This window comes from Synechococcus sp. H70.1 (assembly GCF_047502705.1).
GTDB lineage: Bacteria > Cyanobacteriota > Cyanobacteriia > Thermostichales > Thermostichaceae > Thermostichus.
Genome location: NZ_JANSIV010000157.1, coordinates 1 through 17,613, shown reverse-complemented (window position 1 = coordinate 17,613; position 17,613 = coordinate 1). Strand labels below are relative to the sequence as shown.

At 58.8% G+C, this 17,613-nt stretch carries 12 protein-coding genes; 3 read left to right on the top strand and 9 right to left on the bottom strand.

The window, feature by feature from the left end; all coding sequences use genetic code 11:
* From NW827_RS10490 to NW827_RS10470, 5 genes are all read right to left on the bottom strand, one after another.
* On the bottom strand, positions 1–1,425 hold a 1,425-nt coding region (locus tag NW827_RS10490), incomplete at its 3' end, for an Hpt domain-containing protein (RefSeq protein ID WP_414503662.1).
* 155 nt (positions 1,426–1,580) lie between these two features.
* Positions 1,581–3,905 carry a methyl-accepting chemotaxis protein gene (locus NW827_RS10485; protein ID WP_414404465.1) on the bottom strand — a complete coding sequence of 775 codons (2,325 nt, stop codon included), beginning with the start codon at positions 3,903–3,905 and terminating at the stop codon, positions 1,581–1,583.
* A 161-nt stretch (positions 3,906–4,066) separates the two neighbouring features.
* The gene (locus NW827_RS10480) at positions 4,067–4,585 is read right to left on the bottom strand and encodes a CheW domain-containing protein (RefSeq protein WP_414404464.1); all 519 of its coding nucleotides are present in this window, start codon (positions 4,583–4,585) and stop codon (positions 4,067–4,069) included.
* Positions 4,586–4,682: 97 nt separating this feature from the next.
* Positions 4,683–5,048 carry a response regulator transcription factor gene (locus NW827_RS10475; RefSeq protein WP_414362653.1) on the bottom strand — a complete coding sequence of 122 codons (366 nt, stop codon included), beginning with the start codon at positions 5,046–5,048 and terminating at the stop codon, positions 4,683–4,685.
* Between the two features lie 338 nt (positions 5,049–5,386).
* Positions 5,387–6,529, bottom strand: coding sequence for a response regulator (locus NW827_RS10470; protein ID WP_414404463.1), 1,143 nt, complete (start codon positions 6,527–6,529; stop codon positions 5,387–5,389).
* 267 nt (positions 6,530–6,796) lie between these two features.
* Here NW827_RS10470 and NW827_RS10465 point away from each other — a divergent pair, with 267 nt between their 5' ends.
* Positions 6,797–7,090, top strand: coding sequence for a YggT family protein (locus NW827_RS10465; protein WP_414362655.1), 294 nt, complete (start codon positions 6,797–6,799; stop codon positions 7,088–7,090).
* Here the strand turns inward: NW827_RS10465 and NW827_RS10460 are convergent.
* Together NW827_RS10460 and NW827_RS10455 are read right to left on the bottom strand one after the other, a co-directional pair.
* Positions 7,087–8,199, bottom strand: coding sequence for an electron transfer flavoprotein subunit alpha/FixB family protein (locus NW827_RS10460; protein WP_414404462.1), 1,113 nt, complete (start codon positions 8,197–8,199; stop codon positions 7,087–7,089). The genes NW827_RS10465 and NW827_RS10460 overlap by 4 nt on opposite strands.
* Before the next feature lie 29 nt (positions 8,200–8,228).
* Entirely contained in the window at positions 8,229–9,083 is an 855-nt protein-coding gene (locus NW827_RS10455; protein ID WP_414404461.1) for an electron transfer flavoprotein subunit beta/FixA family protein, read from the bottom strand.
* A 451-nt stretch (positions 9,084–9,534) separates the two neighbouring features.
* Between NW827_RS10455 and argS the strand changes: the two genes are divergently transcribed.
* Positions 9,535–11,331, top strand: coding sequence for an arginine--tRNA ligase (gene argS, locus NW827_RS10450; protein WP_414404460.1), 1,797 nt, complete (start codon positions 9,535–9,537; stop codon positions 11,329–11,331).
* Positions 11,332–11,442: 111 nt separating this feature from the next.
* On the opposite strand, the gene psaB is transcribed toward argS, so the two are convergent.
* Positions 11,443–13,677 carry a photosystem I core protein PsaB gene (psaB, locus tag NW827_RS10445; RefSeq protein ID WP_414404459.1) on the bottom strand — a complete coding sequence of 745 codons (2,235 nt, stop codon included), beginning with the start codon at positions 13,675–13,677 and terminating at the stop codon, positions 11,443–11,445.
* A 21-nt stretch (positions 13,678–13,698) separates the two neighbouring features.
* The gene (gene psaA, locus NW827_RS10440; RefSeq protein WP_414362660.1) at positions 13,699–15,966 is read right to left on the bottom strand and encodes a photosystem I core protein PsaA; all 2,268 of its coding nucleotides are present in this window, start codon (positions 15,964–15,966) and stop codon (positions 13,699–13,701) included.
* Between the two features lie 843 nt (positions 15,967–16,809).
* Between psaA and NW827_RS10435 the strand changes: the two genes are divergently transcribed.
* A partial coding sequence (locus NW827_RS10435) for a metallophosphoesterase family protein (RefSeq protein WP_414503661.1) occupies positions 16,810–17,613 on the top strand: 804 nt, incomplete at its 3' end.

The following is a 17,613-nucleotide window of genomic DNA, read 5'->3' as shown; positions in this document are numbered from 1 at the left end:
TGCAGCTTCTTCCGGCGCAGCCCTGCCCTCTTGGGCAAGATCGGCGGCTACTTGCTCGGTGGAGCTCTCCTCGCCTGCCAGTAGGCTCTCCGCCTCCTCGGCGTGCGGGGCTGCTGCGACAGGGGTTACCTCTTGGCCCCCGTCGAGGGCAGAGGGTTCTGCTGCCGGGGCAGCCGTGCTCCCGACTTCGGAGAAGAGCGGCTCCGGCTCTCCAACGGGGCCCAGGTCGAAGGAGGTGGGAATCCCTGGCTCCTCAAGGGCCGGTGGCACAGGGCGGAAGGCCAACAACTCAGAGGAGGGCTGGATGGTATGCGCTGCTCCGCTGGCCAGAGCCTGGTGAGCCTGTTTCAAATCTCGCAGAACCGGCAGAGCCACCTGCCGTAAATCCTGGGCAGGATCCGCCAAAATCTCCCCAATCAGGCAAGTCAGGGCCCTCCAGCCGCCCAGCTCCACACCCTCCGCCTGCCCTACCTCCTGGAGGGATTGGGCCACCCTCTGCAAGGCAGGCCGCGTAGCTGGGTCGTCGGGCCGTTTGAACAGCTCCAGCATCTGGCGCAGCAGGGCCGGGATCCGCTGATGGATGACCTCTTCCAAGGGATCAGCGGGTGCAGGAGGCGCTGTCAGGCGGGCCAGTTGCTGTAATTCTGCAGAGGCGCTCACCTCCTCAGCCCTGCCTGCCAAGATAAGCTGCTGTCCCTGCTTCAAGTCCCGCAGGGCAACCAACGCCAACGTTCGCAGTTCGGCATTGGGGTTGCTCAGAGCTTGCTCGAAAGTTTCCGTCAGCTGTTGCCAGCCTCTTAGATGATGGGCCTGCCCTATCTGCTTGAGGACAGCATTTGCCTCCCGCAACTGCTCGCGTACGCCCGGCTGATCCCCCCGCTTGAACAGCTCCAACATCTGCCGCAACTGCCGCGGCACCACTTCCGCCATCTCCTGTTGGAGGCTACGACCTGTCGACCCGGGGGCACTAGCCGGAGCAGGAACAGAGGGCGGGCCTTCCCCAAGAAGACTCTGAATGTGCTTTCCAGCCTCCTGAAAGACCGGCTCTAGTCTTGCCAAAGTGGAGGCACTGAACTCCTGCGTGAGGCCCTGAGGACTCTGCAGCTCGTCCAACAGCGCTGCCAGACCATCAAAAACCTGCAGCAGCAGCGTTTCTAAATGCTGATCCACTGGCACCTCGCCCGGACGAGAGCGAAAGATGTTAAAAAAGTCTTCCAGGCGGTGGGCTGTTTGCTGAATGCTGGCAAGACCCAGCATGGCTGCTCCCCCTTTAATGGAGTGAGCAGCTCGAAATAGCTCATTGATCTGCTCGGGATTGCTAATCGTGTCCCGCAAGCTGAGGAGACCCTGCTCAATCGTGGCCAAGTGGTCGCGGGCCTCTTCGATGAAATAGTTGAGAATTCGCTTTTGCGCTTCTTCATCCATGGCAGGAGGCTCCTCCTACAGCCCATAGGTATCCATTAGTCGTAGCAAAAGAACCCTTCCCTCTGCTCTGATTTCCTCTCCAACCGACAAGGGGGACTGGCTTGGGGCAGCAGGATCCCTACTCCCTAGAATGCCCCCGGAACAAGCAAGTTTACTCATTCATCTCCCACGCGGAAGCGACCCACAGAAGCTTGGAGCTCACGGGCAATGCTCACCAGCTGTTGAAGCGAGGCAGCCACCTTCTGCGCCTCCTCAGACGTCTCGTTGGCCGTCAGCGCCACTGACTGCATGAGATGGGCTACAGCGCGGGAGGTCTCTGTTTGTTGCACGGTAGCGTCAGAAATGGCTCGTACCAACCCATCGATCTGTTGGCTGACCTTGATGATCTCATCCAGACTGTTTTTGGCCTGCTCGGCCCGCCTTGTTCCCTCTATAACCACCTGCGTCCCCTCCTCCATGGCTGTCATGACGTTGCTGGTTTCCGACTGGATCTGCAGCACAATCTGCTCAATCTCTTTCGAAGCTTTGGCAGACCGGTCAGCCAGTTGTCGCACCTCGTCAGCCACGATGGCAAAGCCTCGTCCAGCCTCGCCGGCCCGAGCAGCCTCGATACTGGCATTGAGAGCAAGCAGGTTGGTGCGCGAGGCAATTTGTGAGATCAAAGCCACAATCTTGGAGATCTCCTGCGAGGATTCTGCCAAGCGTTTCACCTTGCGGGTTGTCTCTGCTGCCACTTCCCGAATTTCCAGGATGCTGGCCACCGTGCGATCCACTGCTTCTCCACCCCGGGCAGCTGCTTCTGTGGCCTGGGCAGTGACATTGGCTGCCTCGCGGGCGTTGTTGGCCACCTCCTGAATGGAGTTCGTCATTTCCTGGATGGAGTCAAGGAAGTTGGAAATCTCCTCCGCCTGGCGCAGGGCGTCGGCAGAAAGGTTGCGGGCAAAGTCCTCGCTCTGTAAAGCTGCCTCGTTGACAGCGGCGGCAGCCCGCTTCACTTGGATCACAATGTCCCGCAGGCTGCGGATGGTCAGGTTGAAAGAGTCAGCAACAGCGCCGAGGACATCGGCAGTGACCTCCGCCCGCACCGTCAAGTCCCCGCGGGCTGCCCCCTCCACATCATCCAGGAGGCGAATTACCTGCCGTTGCAAGTCTTCCTTGGCTTGGCCTTGCTCGGCAGCCCGCTGGCTTAGATCGGCAAAATGGGCCTCAAGGGCGGCGGCCATTTGGTTAAAGCTATTGGCCAAGCGCCCCAACTCGTCATCCCCTCTCGCCTCTGCTCTTACGGAAAAATTCCCCTGGGCCAGGGCGGCGAAGTGGTTGGACAGCTCTTGGGCAGTGGAGTGAATGCGTTTGGCACTGCTAGCCGCCAGTACAGCCCCAACTCCTGCGCCGACAACTCCCCCTCCAATGACCCCCCCAATCCAGCGGGCTCCCCCATTGGCCGGGATCCCAAGGCCGATGACCATGCCAGCAGCCAAACTCACAGCTCCTTGGATCAGCGCCAGCGTCAACTGATTGGCCGTCAGTCGGCTAGGCAGTTCCTGCTCGGATAGGCTAGGGAGAGGAACAGTGAGCGTAGGCAGGCTTGGTACCGTTTTACTCGTCTCTCCCGTCTTGCCCTCCTCGGGAGAAAAGGCCGCTGGCTCGCTGGGCTCCATGCCAGCCAGCTCGCGATCCAGACGGTCCAGCTCACCGAGCTCGAAAGAGGCGGAGGCAACGCTGGTCGTGTCCTCTTCAGGGGCAGGGATTGGCTCACTCATGGGAGCAGCCAATTCTGTTGGCAAGCTCTCCTCTAGGGATCCCCCCTCCTCTACCGCGAACGGGGGAAGTGAGAAACCCCTCTCGTCTGGAAAATCCGCATCGCTAGCCAATTGAGTAGTGGCCTCACTTTCCAGATCCTGCAGCTGTTGCTCGAATTCGCTGAGGAAAGCAAAGTCGTCCTCGACGACTGGATCTGTCTGAGCCTCTCCTCGATCCCTCTCTCCCCTCGTCTGAGGAGTCGTAGGCAGGGGCTGAGAGAAACCCAACGAAGCTGCTGGCTCCATTGGGAGTGGCGCGGCAAAGCTGGGGCTTTCCCTGGCAAGGGGATCTGCCTCGAGTTCCCTCCTCTCCTCGACCACAAATTGGGAAAAGGGATCCGACTCCTCCGGTTGAGCAACAAACCCCTCCTGAGACTGCGGGAAAGGAGGAACATCCGCCAGCTCCGGTGCCATCTGCAACAGCTCCTCCAGGCCCCTGCGGGCTGCCTCTAGCTCCTCGGGATCGCTGGCCGTTTTGAGGATGCTATCATAGGTGTAACGGGCTTCCAGCAGTTGCCCTGCCTGTTTCTGAGCTGAAGCTAGCAGCAACTTGACGGCCGTATCCTGGGGTTGAGCAGCGGCCACCTGGCTAAACAGCTGTACTGCCTCGGCGTAGTTCCCCTGCCAGAAAGCAGCCATCGCCTTGGCAAAGTCTCTCTGATTGCCTGCACTGGAAACCATAGTTCCTCCCTTTGCTACGTGGCTAGCTTCGTTGCTGCCTTAACCCAACTGCGCGGAACTCACCCCTTCAGAACCGAGAAGCAGGGCAGACGCCGCCAAGGAAGCTCCCCTCCCCTTCCTAGGGGGGCTTTCTCTTGACCAGCTCATAGCCCGGCTGCCCATCAACCCCAACGGTTAGATCTTAGGATGGCCGACGGATCCAAGAGCGGCAAGTGGGCTCCTGTTTCTGGCACTACCCATTCTCCCCGCAAGAAAGGAGCCAGCGACTCAGGCGCTTGGAGAACAGGCCGCACCAATTCAGTTTTCAGCCACTCCATGCCCACGATGGAGTCCACAGCCAACCCCATCACCAAATCCTGCTGATCCATCACAGCCACCACCGGCAGCTCAGTGCGGTCAAGATTCAGGGGTGGGCTGATCCCCAGGAATTGCCCCAAGTCGGCAACCCAGATGATTTCGCCCCGCAAATTTAGCGTGCCCAGCAGAACCGGCGCGACATTGGGCATGGGGGTAATTTTCTCAGGGCCAATGCTCATTACCTCCACAACCGATACTGCGGGCAGGGCAAATTCTTCGCCGGTGACAAGCTTGACTTTCAGGAATAGCTCCCCTTCAGGAGCCTCGATTTCTCGCAATTCTTGGGTTTCATCCCCTATCGATAAGTCCAGATCCCCAACCATGATGCTCCCCCGTAGGGATGGTCTTCTGGAGAGGTGGCCCAGGGCCTAGAGTCCTCTTGGGCTCTGCTGGAAGGCCCAGAAGCGGGATGGGCGGTCCCTAGCCTCTCAGTAATTGCTTAATCGTACCCACCAGTTCCTGGGGCTGAAAAGGTTTGGCGATGTAGGCATCTGCTCCCTGGCGGAGCCCCCAGTAGCGGTCAGCTTCTTCACCTTTGGAAGAACACATAACAATTGGAGTGTTCTGAGTAAGCGGGTCAGACTTGAGAAGACGGCACACCTCGTAGCCGTTCATACGGGGCATGACAATGTCCAGCACAATCAGGTCGGGCTTGTTCTGCTTCACTGCCTCTACGGCTTCCACTCCATCTCCCACCGTCATTACCTCGAAGCCGTTTTCCTGCAGCAGCTTACTGATCATCTCCCTCTGGGACTGGCTATCTTCTACCACCAAAATGCGACTCATCTTTGGCTGTCCTCCTTGATCCCTTGCAACTGCTGTTTAAGGTTAGCCAGGAGCTCTTGGCGCTTGAAAGGTTTGGTTACTCAGGCAGCTCCCGAATGGCACCTGGCCCACTTGATTTCAATGGTGGGGCCCAAACTTGGTGCTTTTAGCCATTCCTGCATGGCCTCCGGGTACACCAGCCCTTTGCCCATTGCCTGCACCTCCACAGCTGTTGGCTTGTTGCAACTAAGGCTTCTTGCCCAGCTCTATGGCTCTGGATCAGCCCTGCTACTGCTCTATTGTTTTGGTGCAGCCCTCCTCTGTCTAGCACTTCACCTCCAGTTTGGCTGTTCCAACGCCTATTCGCCGCTGCTCCCTTTGGGGGGTGGCCCCACGTAGGATTCGACGACGGTCAACAACTCCTTTTCAGAAAAGGGCTTGCCCAGAAACTCGTTAGCGCCGGCCATGCGGGCCTTAATTCGGTCGGTAAAACCATCCTTGCCAGTAAGCATAACGATGGGGGTTTCACGGAACTGGCTGGACTTGCGCAACATGGCGCACAGCTCATACCCATCCAGCTTGGGCATGGCCACATCGCAGAGAATCATGTCAGGGTTGAGGAGAAACGCTTGTCCCAGGGCCTTGAGGGGATTGCCAATGGTAGTGACCTGGTAGCCCTTGTTTTGCAGGATGAACTCTACGGTTTTCTGGATGGCCATGGAATCGTCGATGCAGAGGATGTGGGCAGGCCTGTCGCTGGGCTTGAGGGGACGGCTGGGCTGGGGATTGGCAGGGGAGACAGGCTCTGACAAGTGAATTGCCCCCTGCTGCACATAGGGATAGAGAGCTTTGGCCACTGCCAAGGTATCTCGGCCCAGGTAGCGACTCATCTGGCGAATGCTGGTTTTGCCGTTGGACCACTCGCTCAGGGCTTTGAAGACGGGAGCAGGCAGGGTTTGCTGGAGCGGTAGGGGATTGACGATGGTGGGGGCTTGGTTGGGGGCTTGGATGTAGGGGTACAGCTTCTTCCACTCCTGCACTTGCGTCACCATCTCGGTGAGCAGGGGAGTGACAGGGAAGGTGGTTAATTGCGGAGCCAGGGGAGGGCCGGCCTCGAAAATGAAGGAGCCATGGTGGAGGCTGAGCAGATCAAAGAGGACTTCCCGCACCATGCCCAGCAAGATTTGCTTGCCCTGGTTGGGGTTGAGCTTGTGGTTTTCCAGCAAAGACCAGAGGCGGCTATACTCGGGGGCATTGACTGCTGCTTTGGGAGGCATCTGAACTTCGTCTAGGGCGGCTTCGAGCTTGAAGCGGTGCAGGTAGTCTCTGAGACGGGCAATGTTGCCTTCGCCTTCAGAGGCATAGATGATCCGCCCATTTAGGAAGAAGACAAACCAGTAAACCGAGGGGCCGGCCTCTACGAAAAGCTCACCGGTGCGCTGGCCCAGCTCAATGAGCTGAAGGATACTGCGGATATCGATTTCTTGTAACCTTCCCTGCATGGGATCCCTGCCTGCAGTCCAGCAAGATACGACCATTATGACGCTAGCTTTCTTGCTGCTATCCCACAAGGGGAGCTTTTTGGGGATTCTTTGGGATTCCCCGCGCTCTCCAGTTGGAACTGGCTGGAAGTGGATCCAGGGATCCCTTTTCAGCAACCAAAGGACTCCCCTCCGGCTTGAAAGCAAGCCAATGGATCCGCACAGGCGGCTCTCCCTAGAGCAGAATGGAGGGAGAGCCTCCCCTGAAACTTAGTTGTTGCAAAAGCAATGCTGCTCATTTTCACCACTTGGGTGCTGGGCCCACTGCTGGCGCTCTACACCGTCTTGTTTGTATTGCGCATTTTCCTGTCCTGGTATCCGCAGCTGGATACTTCCCGCTTACCCTACTCCCTGGTGGTTAGCCTGACGGAGTTTTTGTTGCGCCCGACACGCCGCCTAATCCCGCCTTTGGGAGGGGTGGACCTGGCGCCTGTGGTGTGGGTGGGCCTGGTTACCCTGTTGCGGGAGCTGTTGCTGGGACAGCAGGGCCTGCTGACTCTGGCCCTGCACCAGGCCTTCTAGGGCCTCTGTAAGGGAGGAAGCCCGCTCTGGAAAAGTTGTTGGCCATTGGCCCCTTCTTGGATCTCCTCCTGGACCTGCCTCAGGTGCCGGATTAGCTCGGGCACCACCTGGTAGAGATCCCCGACGATGCCATAGTGGGCAAACTTAAAGATGGGGGCAGAGCTGTCTTTGTTGATGGCGATAATGGTCTGAGACTTGTCCATACCAACCCGGTGCTGGATGGCTCCCGAAATGCCGCAGGCAATATAGAGCTGGGGACGGACAGTCTTTCCAGTTTGGCCTACCTGGTGGGCATAGGGGATCCAGCCGGCATCCACCGCCTTGCGGGAGGAGCCAACGGCGCTGTTGGGGAAACAGGCGGCCAGCTCCCTTATTAGCTCAAAGCCCTCGGCGCATCCCAGGCCGTAGCCGCCGGCAACGATGACCTTAGCCCGGCTGAGATCCACCGCCTGGGAGAGGTTGCGCACCGTTTCCACAATTTGCAGCTGGAGATCCTCCGGCTCCAAGTTGACGGGCACTGGGATCACTTCCCCTTTTCGGGATCCGTCCCAGGGCAAGGGCAGCATCACGCCAGGGCGCACCGTGGCCATTTGCGGCTTTTTCCAGGGGCCGAGGATGCGGGCCTTGAGGGACTCGCCAAAGCTGGGCCGAATGGCGTATAGGCAGTCGGGGAAGAAACCGGACTTGCTGGGATCGCGGCTGTTGGTGTACTCGAAGGGACCAATGTCAAGCTCAGTGCAATCGGCGGTCAAGCCTGTTTCCAGGTGGGCCGCCAAACGGGGGGCCAGGTCTCGGCCCGTAGTGGTGGCGCCAAATAGCAGGATGTGGGGCGGCTGAGGCCAGCTTTTGATGAGATCCAGGATGACGCGGCGGTAAGGCAGAGTGCGGTATTGGGCCAACTCTGGGTGATCGGCAATGAAGACTTGGTCCGCCCCATGGCCAATGAGGAGCGGGGGCAGATGGGCAATCCTGTGCCCCAGGACAAGGGCGCTCAGGATCCCTCCTAGCTTGTCAGCCAGCCGTCGCCCTGCTCCTAGCAGCTCCAGCCCAATGGGCTGCAACTCCCCGTCTAGCTGTTCGGCGAAGACCACTACCCGCTTACTCTCCATAAGGTGGGACTCCTCTTAAGAGTGGGAAGCTAAGAGGTTAGGGTGTAGCGGAACAAGTCAACCGCTTGGGTGAGTTGTTGCACCAGTTGGGGCACCGGCTGTCCCTGAAAGACCTGACAATTGCCGCCCATTTCCCCTACTTTTTCAGTAGCGGCCACAATGGTTGGGGATCCCTTGAGACCACACCGCTCTGGATCGGCTCCTACGTCGTCTAGGCTAAGAATCTGGATAACCTCGGCCCGCGCTGCCTCATCCCGCAGGAGCTGCTGCACCCGACGCATGCCACGCAGGGTGGGGTAGGCCAAACGCCGCGCTGTGTTGGCCACCGTCACCAAAACCGGCAGGGGCACCCTCACCGTCTGGGATCCCCCCTCAATGGCCCGCCGCGCCACCAAGATTCCCTCCTGGATCTCGAAAGCCTCACAATAGGTAACCTGAGGGATCCCCAGCCGCTCCGCCAGCTGGGGCCCCACCTGGGCTGTATCCCCGTCGGTGGTCTGCAGCCCGCAGAAGAGGATATCAGGCTGGCCCGCATAGCGAACTGTCTGGGCCAGAGTGTAGGCAGTGGCTAAAGTGTCCGAAGCAGCCAGGCGGCGATCGGTTATTAAAATGCCCCGATCCACGCCGTGGGCAATGGCCTCGTAGAGCACCTCGATGGCCGGCGGTGGCCCCATGGTAATTGCCGTTACTCGGGCTCCGTGCTGTCGCTTGGTCTGTAGAGCTGCTTCCAGGGCATAGCGATCAAAGGGGTTTAACATCCGTTTGGCCCTGGTCCGGTCAATGGTGCCGTCACTGTTGATGCCGGTTTTGCTGTTAGGGTCGGGAACTTGCTTAATCAAAACAAAGGCTTCCAAGGGCAGCCGCCCCCTACGAACTTCCTCCAAGGTAGAAGGGATCTCCTACCCCACAACACTTATTTGGCTTTTTTTTGGGATCAATCCCGGCTTTAAGTTAGCTGTGATTCGCTGTTGCCGTTGATCTCTTGGCTCCCTCTCCAAGCTTGCCAGAGAGGCCTCCCTTGTAAGCTAATAGAGCGAAATCTCCAAGCCACCAATTTGTAGAGGACGGCTTCTTGGTCCTCAAGTTTCTTATCTCCAAGTAAAGTGCTGTTGGTTGCAGTTAAGATTAAGCAGCAACGGACTTCATGCCACCAACCTAGCAGCGTTTAACGGGGGAGGGGACTTTGCCAAAATAGCGGGGTTAATCTTTACCCCTTGGAGCTCCGGCTCTGTCATCCCCCCAGCCCACAGGCTGGCCGAGGTAAACAATTATGTAAAATCAAGACACCCATCGGTGCCAAGTTGAGCTTTTGCAGAGTGTTTTGCTACCCTCACCATGGTCACTCAACCTCTATCTACCTCGCTAATTCGCTTTCTCGCCGCTGCCGTGGCCGAAAGTATTCAACGGGCAGCAGCAGCAGGGCAACTGGGATCCCTGACTCCTGAGCAGGCGGCTGGCGTGGTGCCAGTTGTCCAGATCCCGAGCGATCCTCGCTATGGCGATTACGCCTGTCCCACTCCCTTGGGGATGGCCAAGCTCTGTCGCCTGGCACCGACTCAGATTGCGCAAACCCTGCAAAAACACTTGGATTTGCCGGATATTGAAACAGAGGTGGCGGGGGGAGGGTATCTCAACTTCCGGCTGGGAGATCCCTTTTTGGCCGAGCGATTGCAAGAGTTGTTGAGCTTAGGGGAAGACTTCGGAAAGACAGCCACTCCCCATCCTGAGCGCATCTTGCTGGAATATGTTTCCGCCAACCCCACAGGGCCGCTGCACGTGGGGCATGGGCGCTGGGCTGCAGTTGGCTCCACCCTGGCTAACCTGCTGCGCTGGACAGGACACCAGGTGGAGCGGGAGTTCTACATCAACGATGCCGGCAATCAGATGCGCCTCTTAGGTCAGTCCCTGGAGGTGCGAGTGCGGCAACTCCAGGGCGAAGAGGTAGTCTTGCCAGAAGATGGCTATCACGGCAGTTACTTGATCGACATTGCCCGGCGGCTGCTGGAGCAAGTGCAGGCCGGGATCCGCCCTCTGCCCGCTAGCTTGGAGGAATACACGGAGTTTGCCTATAGGGAAATCCTGGCCTGGCAAAAACAGACTCTGCAACAGTTGCGCACCGAGTTCGATCATTGGTTTAGCGAGCGCCGCCTGCACACCCCCGATCCCCAAACAGGCCTCAGCGCAATCCAGCAGGCCTTGCAAGAGCTGCAAGAGCGCGGTTTTCTCTACAAGGCTAAAGCGCCGCGAGGTGAGGATCCCAAGCCAGGGGCAGAAGAGGCCGTTTACTTCAAAACCCAAGAATTTGGCGACGACAAGGATCGGGTCGTACAGAAGGCCGATGGCTCCTTTACCTACCTAGCTGCTGATATTGCCTACCACCGCGACAAAGTGCAGCGGGGCTACCAGCGGCTGATCAATATCCTTGGCTCGGATCACCATGGCTATATTGCTCGCTTAAGGGCAGCGGTGGCGGCCTTCAACCCAGAGGTGAAGTTGGAAATCCTCATTGGCCAATTCGTCAAGTTGTTTAAAGCTGACCCAGAAACTGGCCAGAAAGTGGAAGTGCGCATGTCCAAGCGCACCGGCAACTTTGTTTCGCTAAACGACCTCCTCGAGGATCCAGAAATTGGCGTGGGGGTCGATGCAGCGCGCTGGTTTCTGCTCAGCAATAGCATGGACAGCCCCATCAACTTTGATTTGGATTTGGCTGTCCAGCAAACTTTCGATAACCCGGTGGTTTATGTCCACTACAGCCACGCTCGCTGCTGTACCCTATTGCGACGGCTACAGGAAGAAGAAAAGGTGGAGCTAACCAACACCGTTACTTTAACTGAGGACAAAAAACTGCCTTACAAAGAAACCGAAGAACGGGCTCTGCTGCTGCGCCTTTTGGCTCTGCCAGATGAACTGATTGCCGCTGCCGAAGAACGCGCCCCCCACAAAATCATTCGCTACGCAGAAGCCCTTGCTGCTGATTTCAACAAGTTTTACGACAACTGCCGCATCATACCCCTCTTGAAAGAGGATCCCTTCTTGGCGCAGGCTCGCATCCAACTGGTACAGGCTACGCGGCAGGTTTTGTTTAACGTGCTTACCGGTATCCTCGGCCTCAGCGCCCCTGAGTCCATGTAAAACCTCCGCCTGGCTCCGACTCCAGCCATGGCCTGTTCCTACCCAAGGTTGAGGTAGAGGCAAAAAAAAGGATCCCCCGAGGGGATCCCTCTAATTGCCCCAGCTCGGCAGTTAGCCGGACAAGGAAGCCGTCGAGGCAATGAGGAAAGCTGCGTAGGTTAGCACGTACCCCACCGTGAAGTGTGCTAGACCTACCAAGCGCCCCTGCACAATGGACAGGGCCACTGGCTTATCCTTCCACCGGATCAAGTTGGCCAGGGGGGTGCGCTCGTGCGCCCATACTAGCGTCTCGATCAGCTCTTGCCAGTAGCCGCGCCAGGAGATGAGGAACATGAACCCCGTAGCCCACACCAGGTGGCCGAACAGGAACATCCAGGCCCAAACCGCCAGGTTGTTCATGCCGTAGGGGTTGTAGCCGTTGATCAACTGGGCAGAGTTGGCCCAGAGGTAGTCCCGCAGCCAGCCCATCAGGTAGGTGGAGTTCTCGTTGAACTGGGCAACGTTGCCGCTCCAGATCGCCAGGTGCTTCCAGTGCCAGTAGAAGGTGACCCAGCCAATGGTGTTCAGCATCCAGAACATGGCCAGGTAGAAAGCATCCCAGGCAGAGATGTCGCAGGTGCCGCCCCGACCCGGGCCATCACAGGGGAAGCTATAGCCGAAGTCTTTTTTATCCGGCATTAGCTTGGAGCCGCGGGCATCCAACGCCCCTTTGACCAGGATCAAGGTAGTGGTGTGCAGGCCCAGGGCAATGGCGTGGTGCACCAGGAAGTCACCAGGACCAATGGGCAGGAAGAGGAACCCATTGGGATCGTTGATGGCTTGCAGCCAGCCCGGTAGCCACACATTGCCGTAGTTGGGCCAAGCTGTAGAGGCAATGCTGTTGGGATCGGACAACAGCACATTCATGCCGTAGAGCATCTTGCCGTGGGAAGCTTGAATGAACTGAGCAAACACTGGCTCAATTAGGATCTGCTTCTCCGGCGTGCCAAAGGCTTGCATGACATCGTTGTGGACGTACAGCCCCAGCGTGTGGAAGCCCAAGAACAGCGATACCCAGCTCAGGTGGGAAATGATCGCCTCCTTGTGATCCAGCACCCGCGCCAGCACGTTGTTCTTGTTGGCTTCGGGATCGTAGTCCCGCACCAGGAAGATGGCCCCATGGGCAAAAGCCCCCACCATCAAGAACCCAGCGATGTACTGGTGATGGGTGTAGAGAGCTGCCTCCGTGGTGTGATCCATGGACATGAACACGTAGGGGTTGAGGGCGTACATGTGCTGCGCCACCAGCGAGGTCACCACCCCCAAGCAGGCCAGCGCCAACGCCAACTGGAAGTGCAGGGAGTTGTTGACCGTGTCGTAGAGGCCCTTGTGCCCTTCGCCCAGCAGGCCCCCGAAGGGCGTACCCTTGGGCGGGTTGTGGGCACCCAGGATCTCGCGGATACTGTGACCGATGCCCCAGTTGGTGCGGTACATGTGGCCGGCGACGATGAAGATGACCGCAATGGCCAGGTGGTGGTGGGCCATGTCTGTCAGCCACAGGGACTGGGTGTTGGGGTTAAAGCCGCCCAAGAAGGTGAGGATAGCTGTGCCTGCCCCTTCTGCCGTGCCCCAGACGTGGTTGGCCGTATCTGGGTTCTGGGCATACACCCCCCAGTTAAGGGTGAAGAAGGGCTTCAGTCCCGCCGGGTGGGGCAGCGTGGTGAGGAAGTTGTCCCAGCCCACGTGTTGCCCCCGCGATTCGGGGATGGCCACATGGATGAGGTGGCCTGCCCAGGCTAGCGAGCTGACCCCAAACAAGCCGGCCAGGTGGTGGTTGAGGCGGGCCTCAGCATTCTTAAACCAGCTCAGGCTGGGCCGGAAGCGGGGCTGCAGGTGCAGCCAACCGGCAAACAGGAACACCGCCGCCAACAACAACAGGCCAATGGCACCAATGTAGAGATCGCCGTTGGTGCGCAGGCCAATCGTGTTGAACCAGTAGTAGAGGCCAGAGTAGGCTGCGTTGACAGGGCCGCCGCTGCCGGGTTGGGTGAAGGCTTCCACCGCCGCCTTGCCGAATTGGGGATCCCAAATGGCGTGGGCAATGGGGGTGACGCCGGTGGGGTTGGCCACCCACTGCTCATAGTTGCCCTGCCAAGCGATGTGGAAGACGTTGCCCGAGGCCCACAGGAAGATGATTGCCAGATGGCCGAAGTGGGTGGCAAACAGCTTTTGGTAAAGCCGCTCCTCCGTCATGCCATCGTGGGTCTCAAAGTCGTGGGCAGTGGCAATGCCATACCACAGACGTCGAGTGGTGGGATCGCTAGCCAGGTCTTGGCTGAATTGCGGAAAACGAGTTGCAGTTGTCATGATTTTCTCTTCCTCCTTGCCTTAGCCGAGTGCGGCAAACCGTGCCAGGAAGAACGCCCACGTGGTGACGATTCCGCCCAGCAGGTAGTGGGCCACACCGACCGCCCGCCCTTGAATAATGCTCAGGGCACGGGGTTGAATGGCCGGAGCGACTTTCAGCTTGTTGTGGGCCCAAACAATCGACTCAATGAGCTCCTGCCAGTAGCCGCGACCGCTGAACAGGAACATCAAGCTGAAGGCCCAGATGAAGTGGGCGCCCAAGAAGAGCAGCCCATAGGCCGACAGCGCCGAGCCGTAGGAGTTGATCACCTGCACCGATTGCGCCCACAGGAAGTCCCGCAACCAGCCGTTAATGTTGATGGCGCTGGCTGCAAAGTTGCCGCCCGTGAGGTGCTCAATCGTGCCGTCCGGGTTGACAGTGCCCCAGATGTCACTCTGCATCTTCCAGCTGAAGTGGAAGATCACAATTGAAATGGCGTTGTACATCCAGAACAGCCCCAGGAAGACATGATCCCAGCCGGAGACCTGGCAGGTGCCGCCGCGGCCTGGCCCGTCACAGGGGAAGCGGAAGCCCAGCTTGGCCTTGTCCGGGATCAGGCGGGAAGAGCGGGCAAAGAGCACTCCCTTGAGCAGGATCAGCACCGTGATGTGGATGGTCATGGCGTGGATGTGGTGCACCATGAAGTCCGCCGTGCCTAACACCATCGGCATCATGGACACCTTGCCGCCCACGGCCACCACGTCGCCGCCGAAGATGGGGCTTACCGAAGCGCCCACGTAGGGAGCAGTGCTGGCGATGGCCTTGGTGTGCAGGGATTGAATCCACTGGGCAAAAATGGGCTGCAGTTGAATGCCGGTGTCCGAGAACATGTCCTGCGGACGGCCCAGCGCCTGCATGGTGTCGTTGTGGACGTAGAAGCCGAAGGCGTGGAAGCCCAGGAACAGACACACCCAGTTCAGGTGGCTGATGATGGCGTCGCGGTGGCGGATTACCCGATCCAGCACGTTGTTGCGGTTCACCGCCGGGTCATAGTCCCGCACCATGTAGATGGCCCCGTGGGCAGCGCCGCCAACAATGAACAGCCCCCCTATCCACATGTGGTGGGTAAAGAGGGAGATCTGCGTAGCGTAGTCGATGCCCATGTAGGGGTAGGGGTTCATGGCGTACATGTGCTGGGCCACGATGATGCTCAGGGATCCCACCATGGCCAGGTTGATGGCCAGTTGGGCGTGCCAGGAGCTGGTCAGCACTTCGTAGAGACCCTTGTGGCCTTCGCCGGTGAAGGGGCCCTTGTGGGCTTCCAGGATCTCTTTAATGGAGTGGCCGATGCCCCAGTTGGTGCGGTACATGTGGCCCGCCACGATAAAGAGCACCGCAATGGCCAGGTGGTGGTGGGCCTGATCCGTCAGCCAGAGGGCGCCGGTTTGCGGATCCAAGCCCCCCTTGAAGGTGAGGAACTCCGCGTACTTGCCCCAGTCCAACGTAAAGAAAGGCACCACCCCGCTGAAGAAGCCCCAATCCACACTGGGGAACATCTCCTTCATCAGGGCTGGCTTGAGGATGAACTCGTGGGGCAGAGGGATCTGAGCCGCCGGCACCCCCGCATCCAACATCTTGTTGATGGGGATGGCCACATGAATTTGGTGACCGGCCCAAGCCAAGGAACCCAGCCCCAGCAGGCCCGCCAGGTGGTGGTTGAGCATCGACTCCACGTTCTGGAACCACTCCAGCTTGGGAGCCCGCTTGTGGTAGTGGAACCAGCCGGCAAACAGGCAGAGGCCAGCCATCACCAAGCCCCCAATAGCGGTGCAGAGGAGTTGAAACTCATTGGTGATGCCGGCAGCCCGCCAGAGGTGGAATAGGCCCGACGTGATGCGGATCCCTTCAAAGCCGCCGCCCACATCGCCATTGAGGATCTCCTGGCCAAAAATGGGCCAGACCACTTGGGCACTGGGTTTGACATTGATGGGATCAGCCAGCCAAGCGGAGTAGTTGGAAAACTGAGCGCCGTGGTAGTACATGCCGCTCAGCCAGACGAAGACCACCGCCAGGTGGCCAAAGTGCGCAGAAAAGATCTTGCGAGAGACGTCTTCTAAGTCGCTGGTGTGACTGTCGAAGTCATGAGCAAGAGCATGCAGGTTCCAGATCCAGGTCGTGGTCTTGGGCCCCCGCGCCAGGCTGCGATCAAAGTGCCCTGGCTTGGCCCATTTCTCAAACGAGGTGGGAACTGGATCAATATCAACCGCAACCTTGACTTTTGGCTCTCGCTCCTTGGGTGTAGTTGTCATCAAGAACTCCTCTCTTGCAACCAGGAACGAAGCACTCCCGCCCCGGCAAAATTAGGTATTTTCCCAGGGCGGGACTTACCTGGCATTATAGGTCAGCCTTTGGGAGCCCCCCGTTGCTTCACAATAATTAAACCTAGGGATCCCCTGCCTCACTGGAATTACGGCAAGCTGGGGATCCCTTCCTCAATCACGGTTGTAAACAGGTGTAACTGTAACGAACTTGCAGCTCACCCAAAAACGCAGCGCGGAAGCCCTGGAGAAGAAGTGCCGCTTGCAAGCAACTCCGATGGGGGTCTGCAAGCTCGCTTCCACCGCAGGGTAGGAGGCTTCCCCACCAACCGCCAGGTTGCACCAGAGAGAGCAGGTTCTCCAAGCACTACCCTGAGTTCAGGGAGCTGCCCGAGCACTGTTAAGGCCGGCAACGCGCAGATTTTCTCCTGCTGCTTGGGCTAGCGGCAGCTGTCTGCCAAGGCAGGGGGGCGGCGTTCTACCCCTCTTGCGGCAGGGGAAAGTGCTCTGAGTCTCCCCGCCGGTGCTGGGGAAGAGGCCAAGGCTTGCCCCCTGCAGGGCTACGTTGGCGCCGGCGGGACGCAGTCCTTGGAGTCCCTGGCTACTGCTTTGCGGAAGCCAGCTATACCTGTGGGGTAAACTGGCCAGGATTGGCTATCCGGTCTTGGTAGCTAGCCCAGCGAAGGCCGTTTCGCTCCTTAAGCTAACCGCAGTCCGGCCGCAGAAGGGCAGCGCCTACCCCAGTAGCATAAAGAAATTGCGGGGCAGGGATCCTCAGGTGGTCAGCAAGATACGTCTGCTAAACTGTGGACAATTTGCCGGCAGGTTCTGGCGATGACCCCTCCTACCTGCACGTTTTTGCATTTGGCTGACGTGCATCTAGGCTGTGACCGCTACGACAGTCCGGAGCGCAGCAAAGATTTTTTCTTTGCCTTTCAGGACGTAGTGCGTCGCCATGCCATTCAAAAGCGGGTAGACTTTGTCCTCATTGCCGGGGATCTGTTTGAGCATCGACAAATTCAGCCTGGGGTCCTCAACCAAGCCCAGCTGGTCTTGCGGGAGCTGAAGCGGGCTGGGATCCCTGTCTTAGCCATCGAGGGCAACCATGACAGCCGCCCTTATGGCGTCAAAACCAGTTGGCTGCGCTACTTAGCTGAGCACGGGGAGTTGATCCTACTGGAGCCGGAAGCAGGAGAGGAAGGCCTGCAGTTGCGCCCCTGGGCAGGGGGACAGGGAGGCTACATAGACCTCCCCTGTGGAGTGCGGGTCATTGGCTCTCAATGGTATGGCTCGGCAGCTCCCAAGTCCATCGAGCAGTTGGCGGCAGCCATTCGCCAGCTGCCCCCTGGCCCTGAGCGGGTGGTGTTAATGTTCCACCACGGACTGGAAGGCCAAATTGCCCGCTACCAAGGCGCCTTGCGCTACCGGGATCTCCTGCCCCTGCGGGAGGCGGGGGTAGGCTATCTAGCCTTGGGACATATCCACAAAAGCTATGCAGAAGAAGGCTGGATCTTCAATCCAGGATCCCTGGAGGCCACCAGCACTGCCGAATGGGAGCTTTCGCGGGGGGCCTATTGCGTCCAGTGGGGAGAGGGACCACCCCGGGCTGAGTTGGTGCAGGATTACTACCAAAGACCC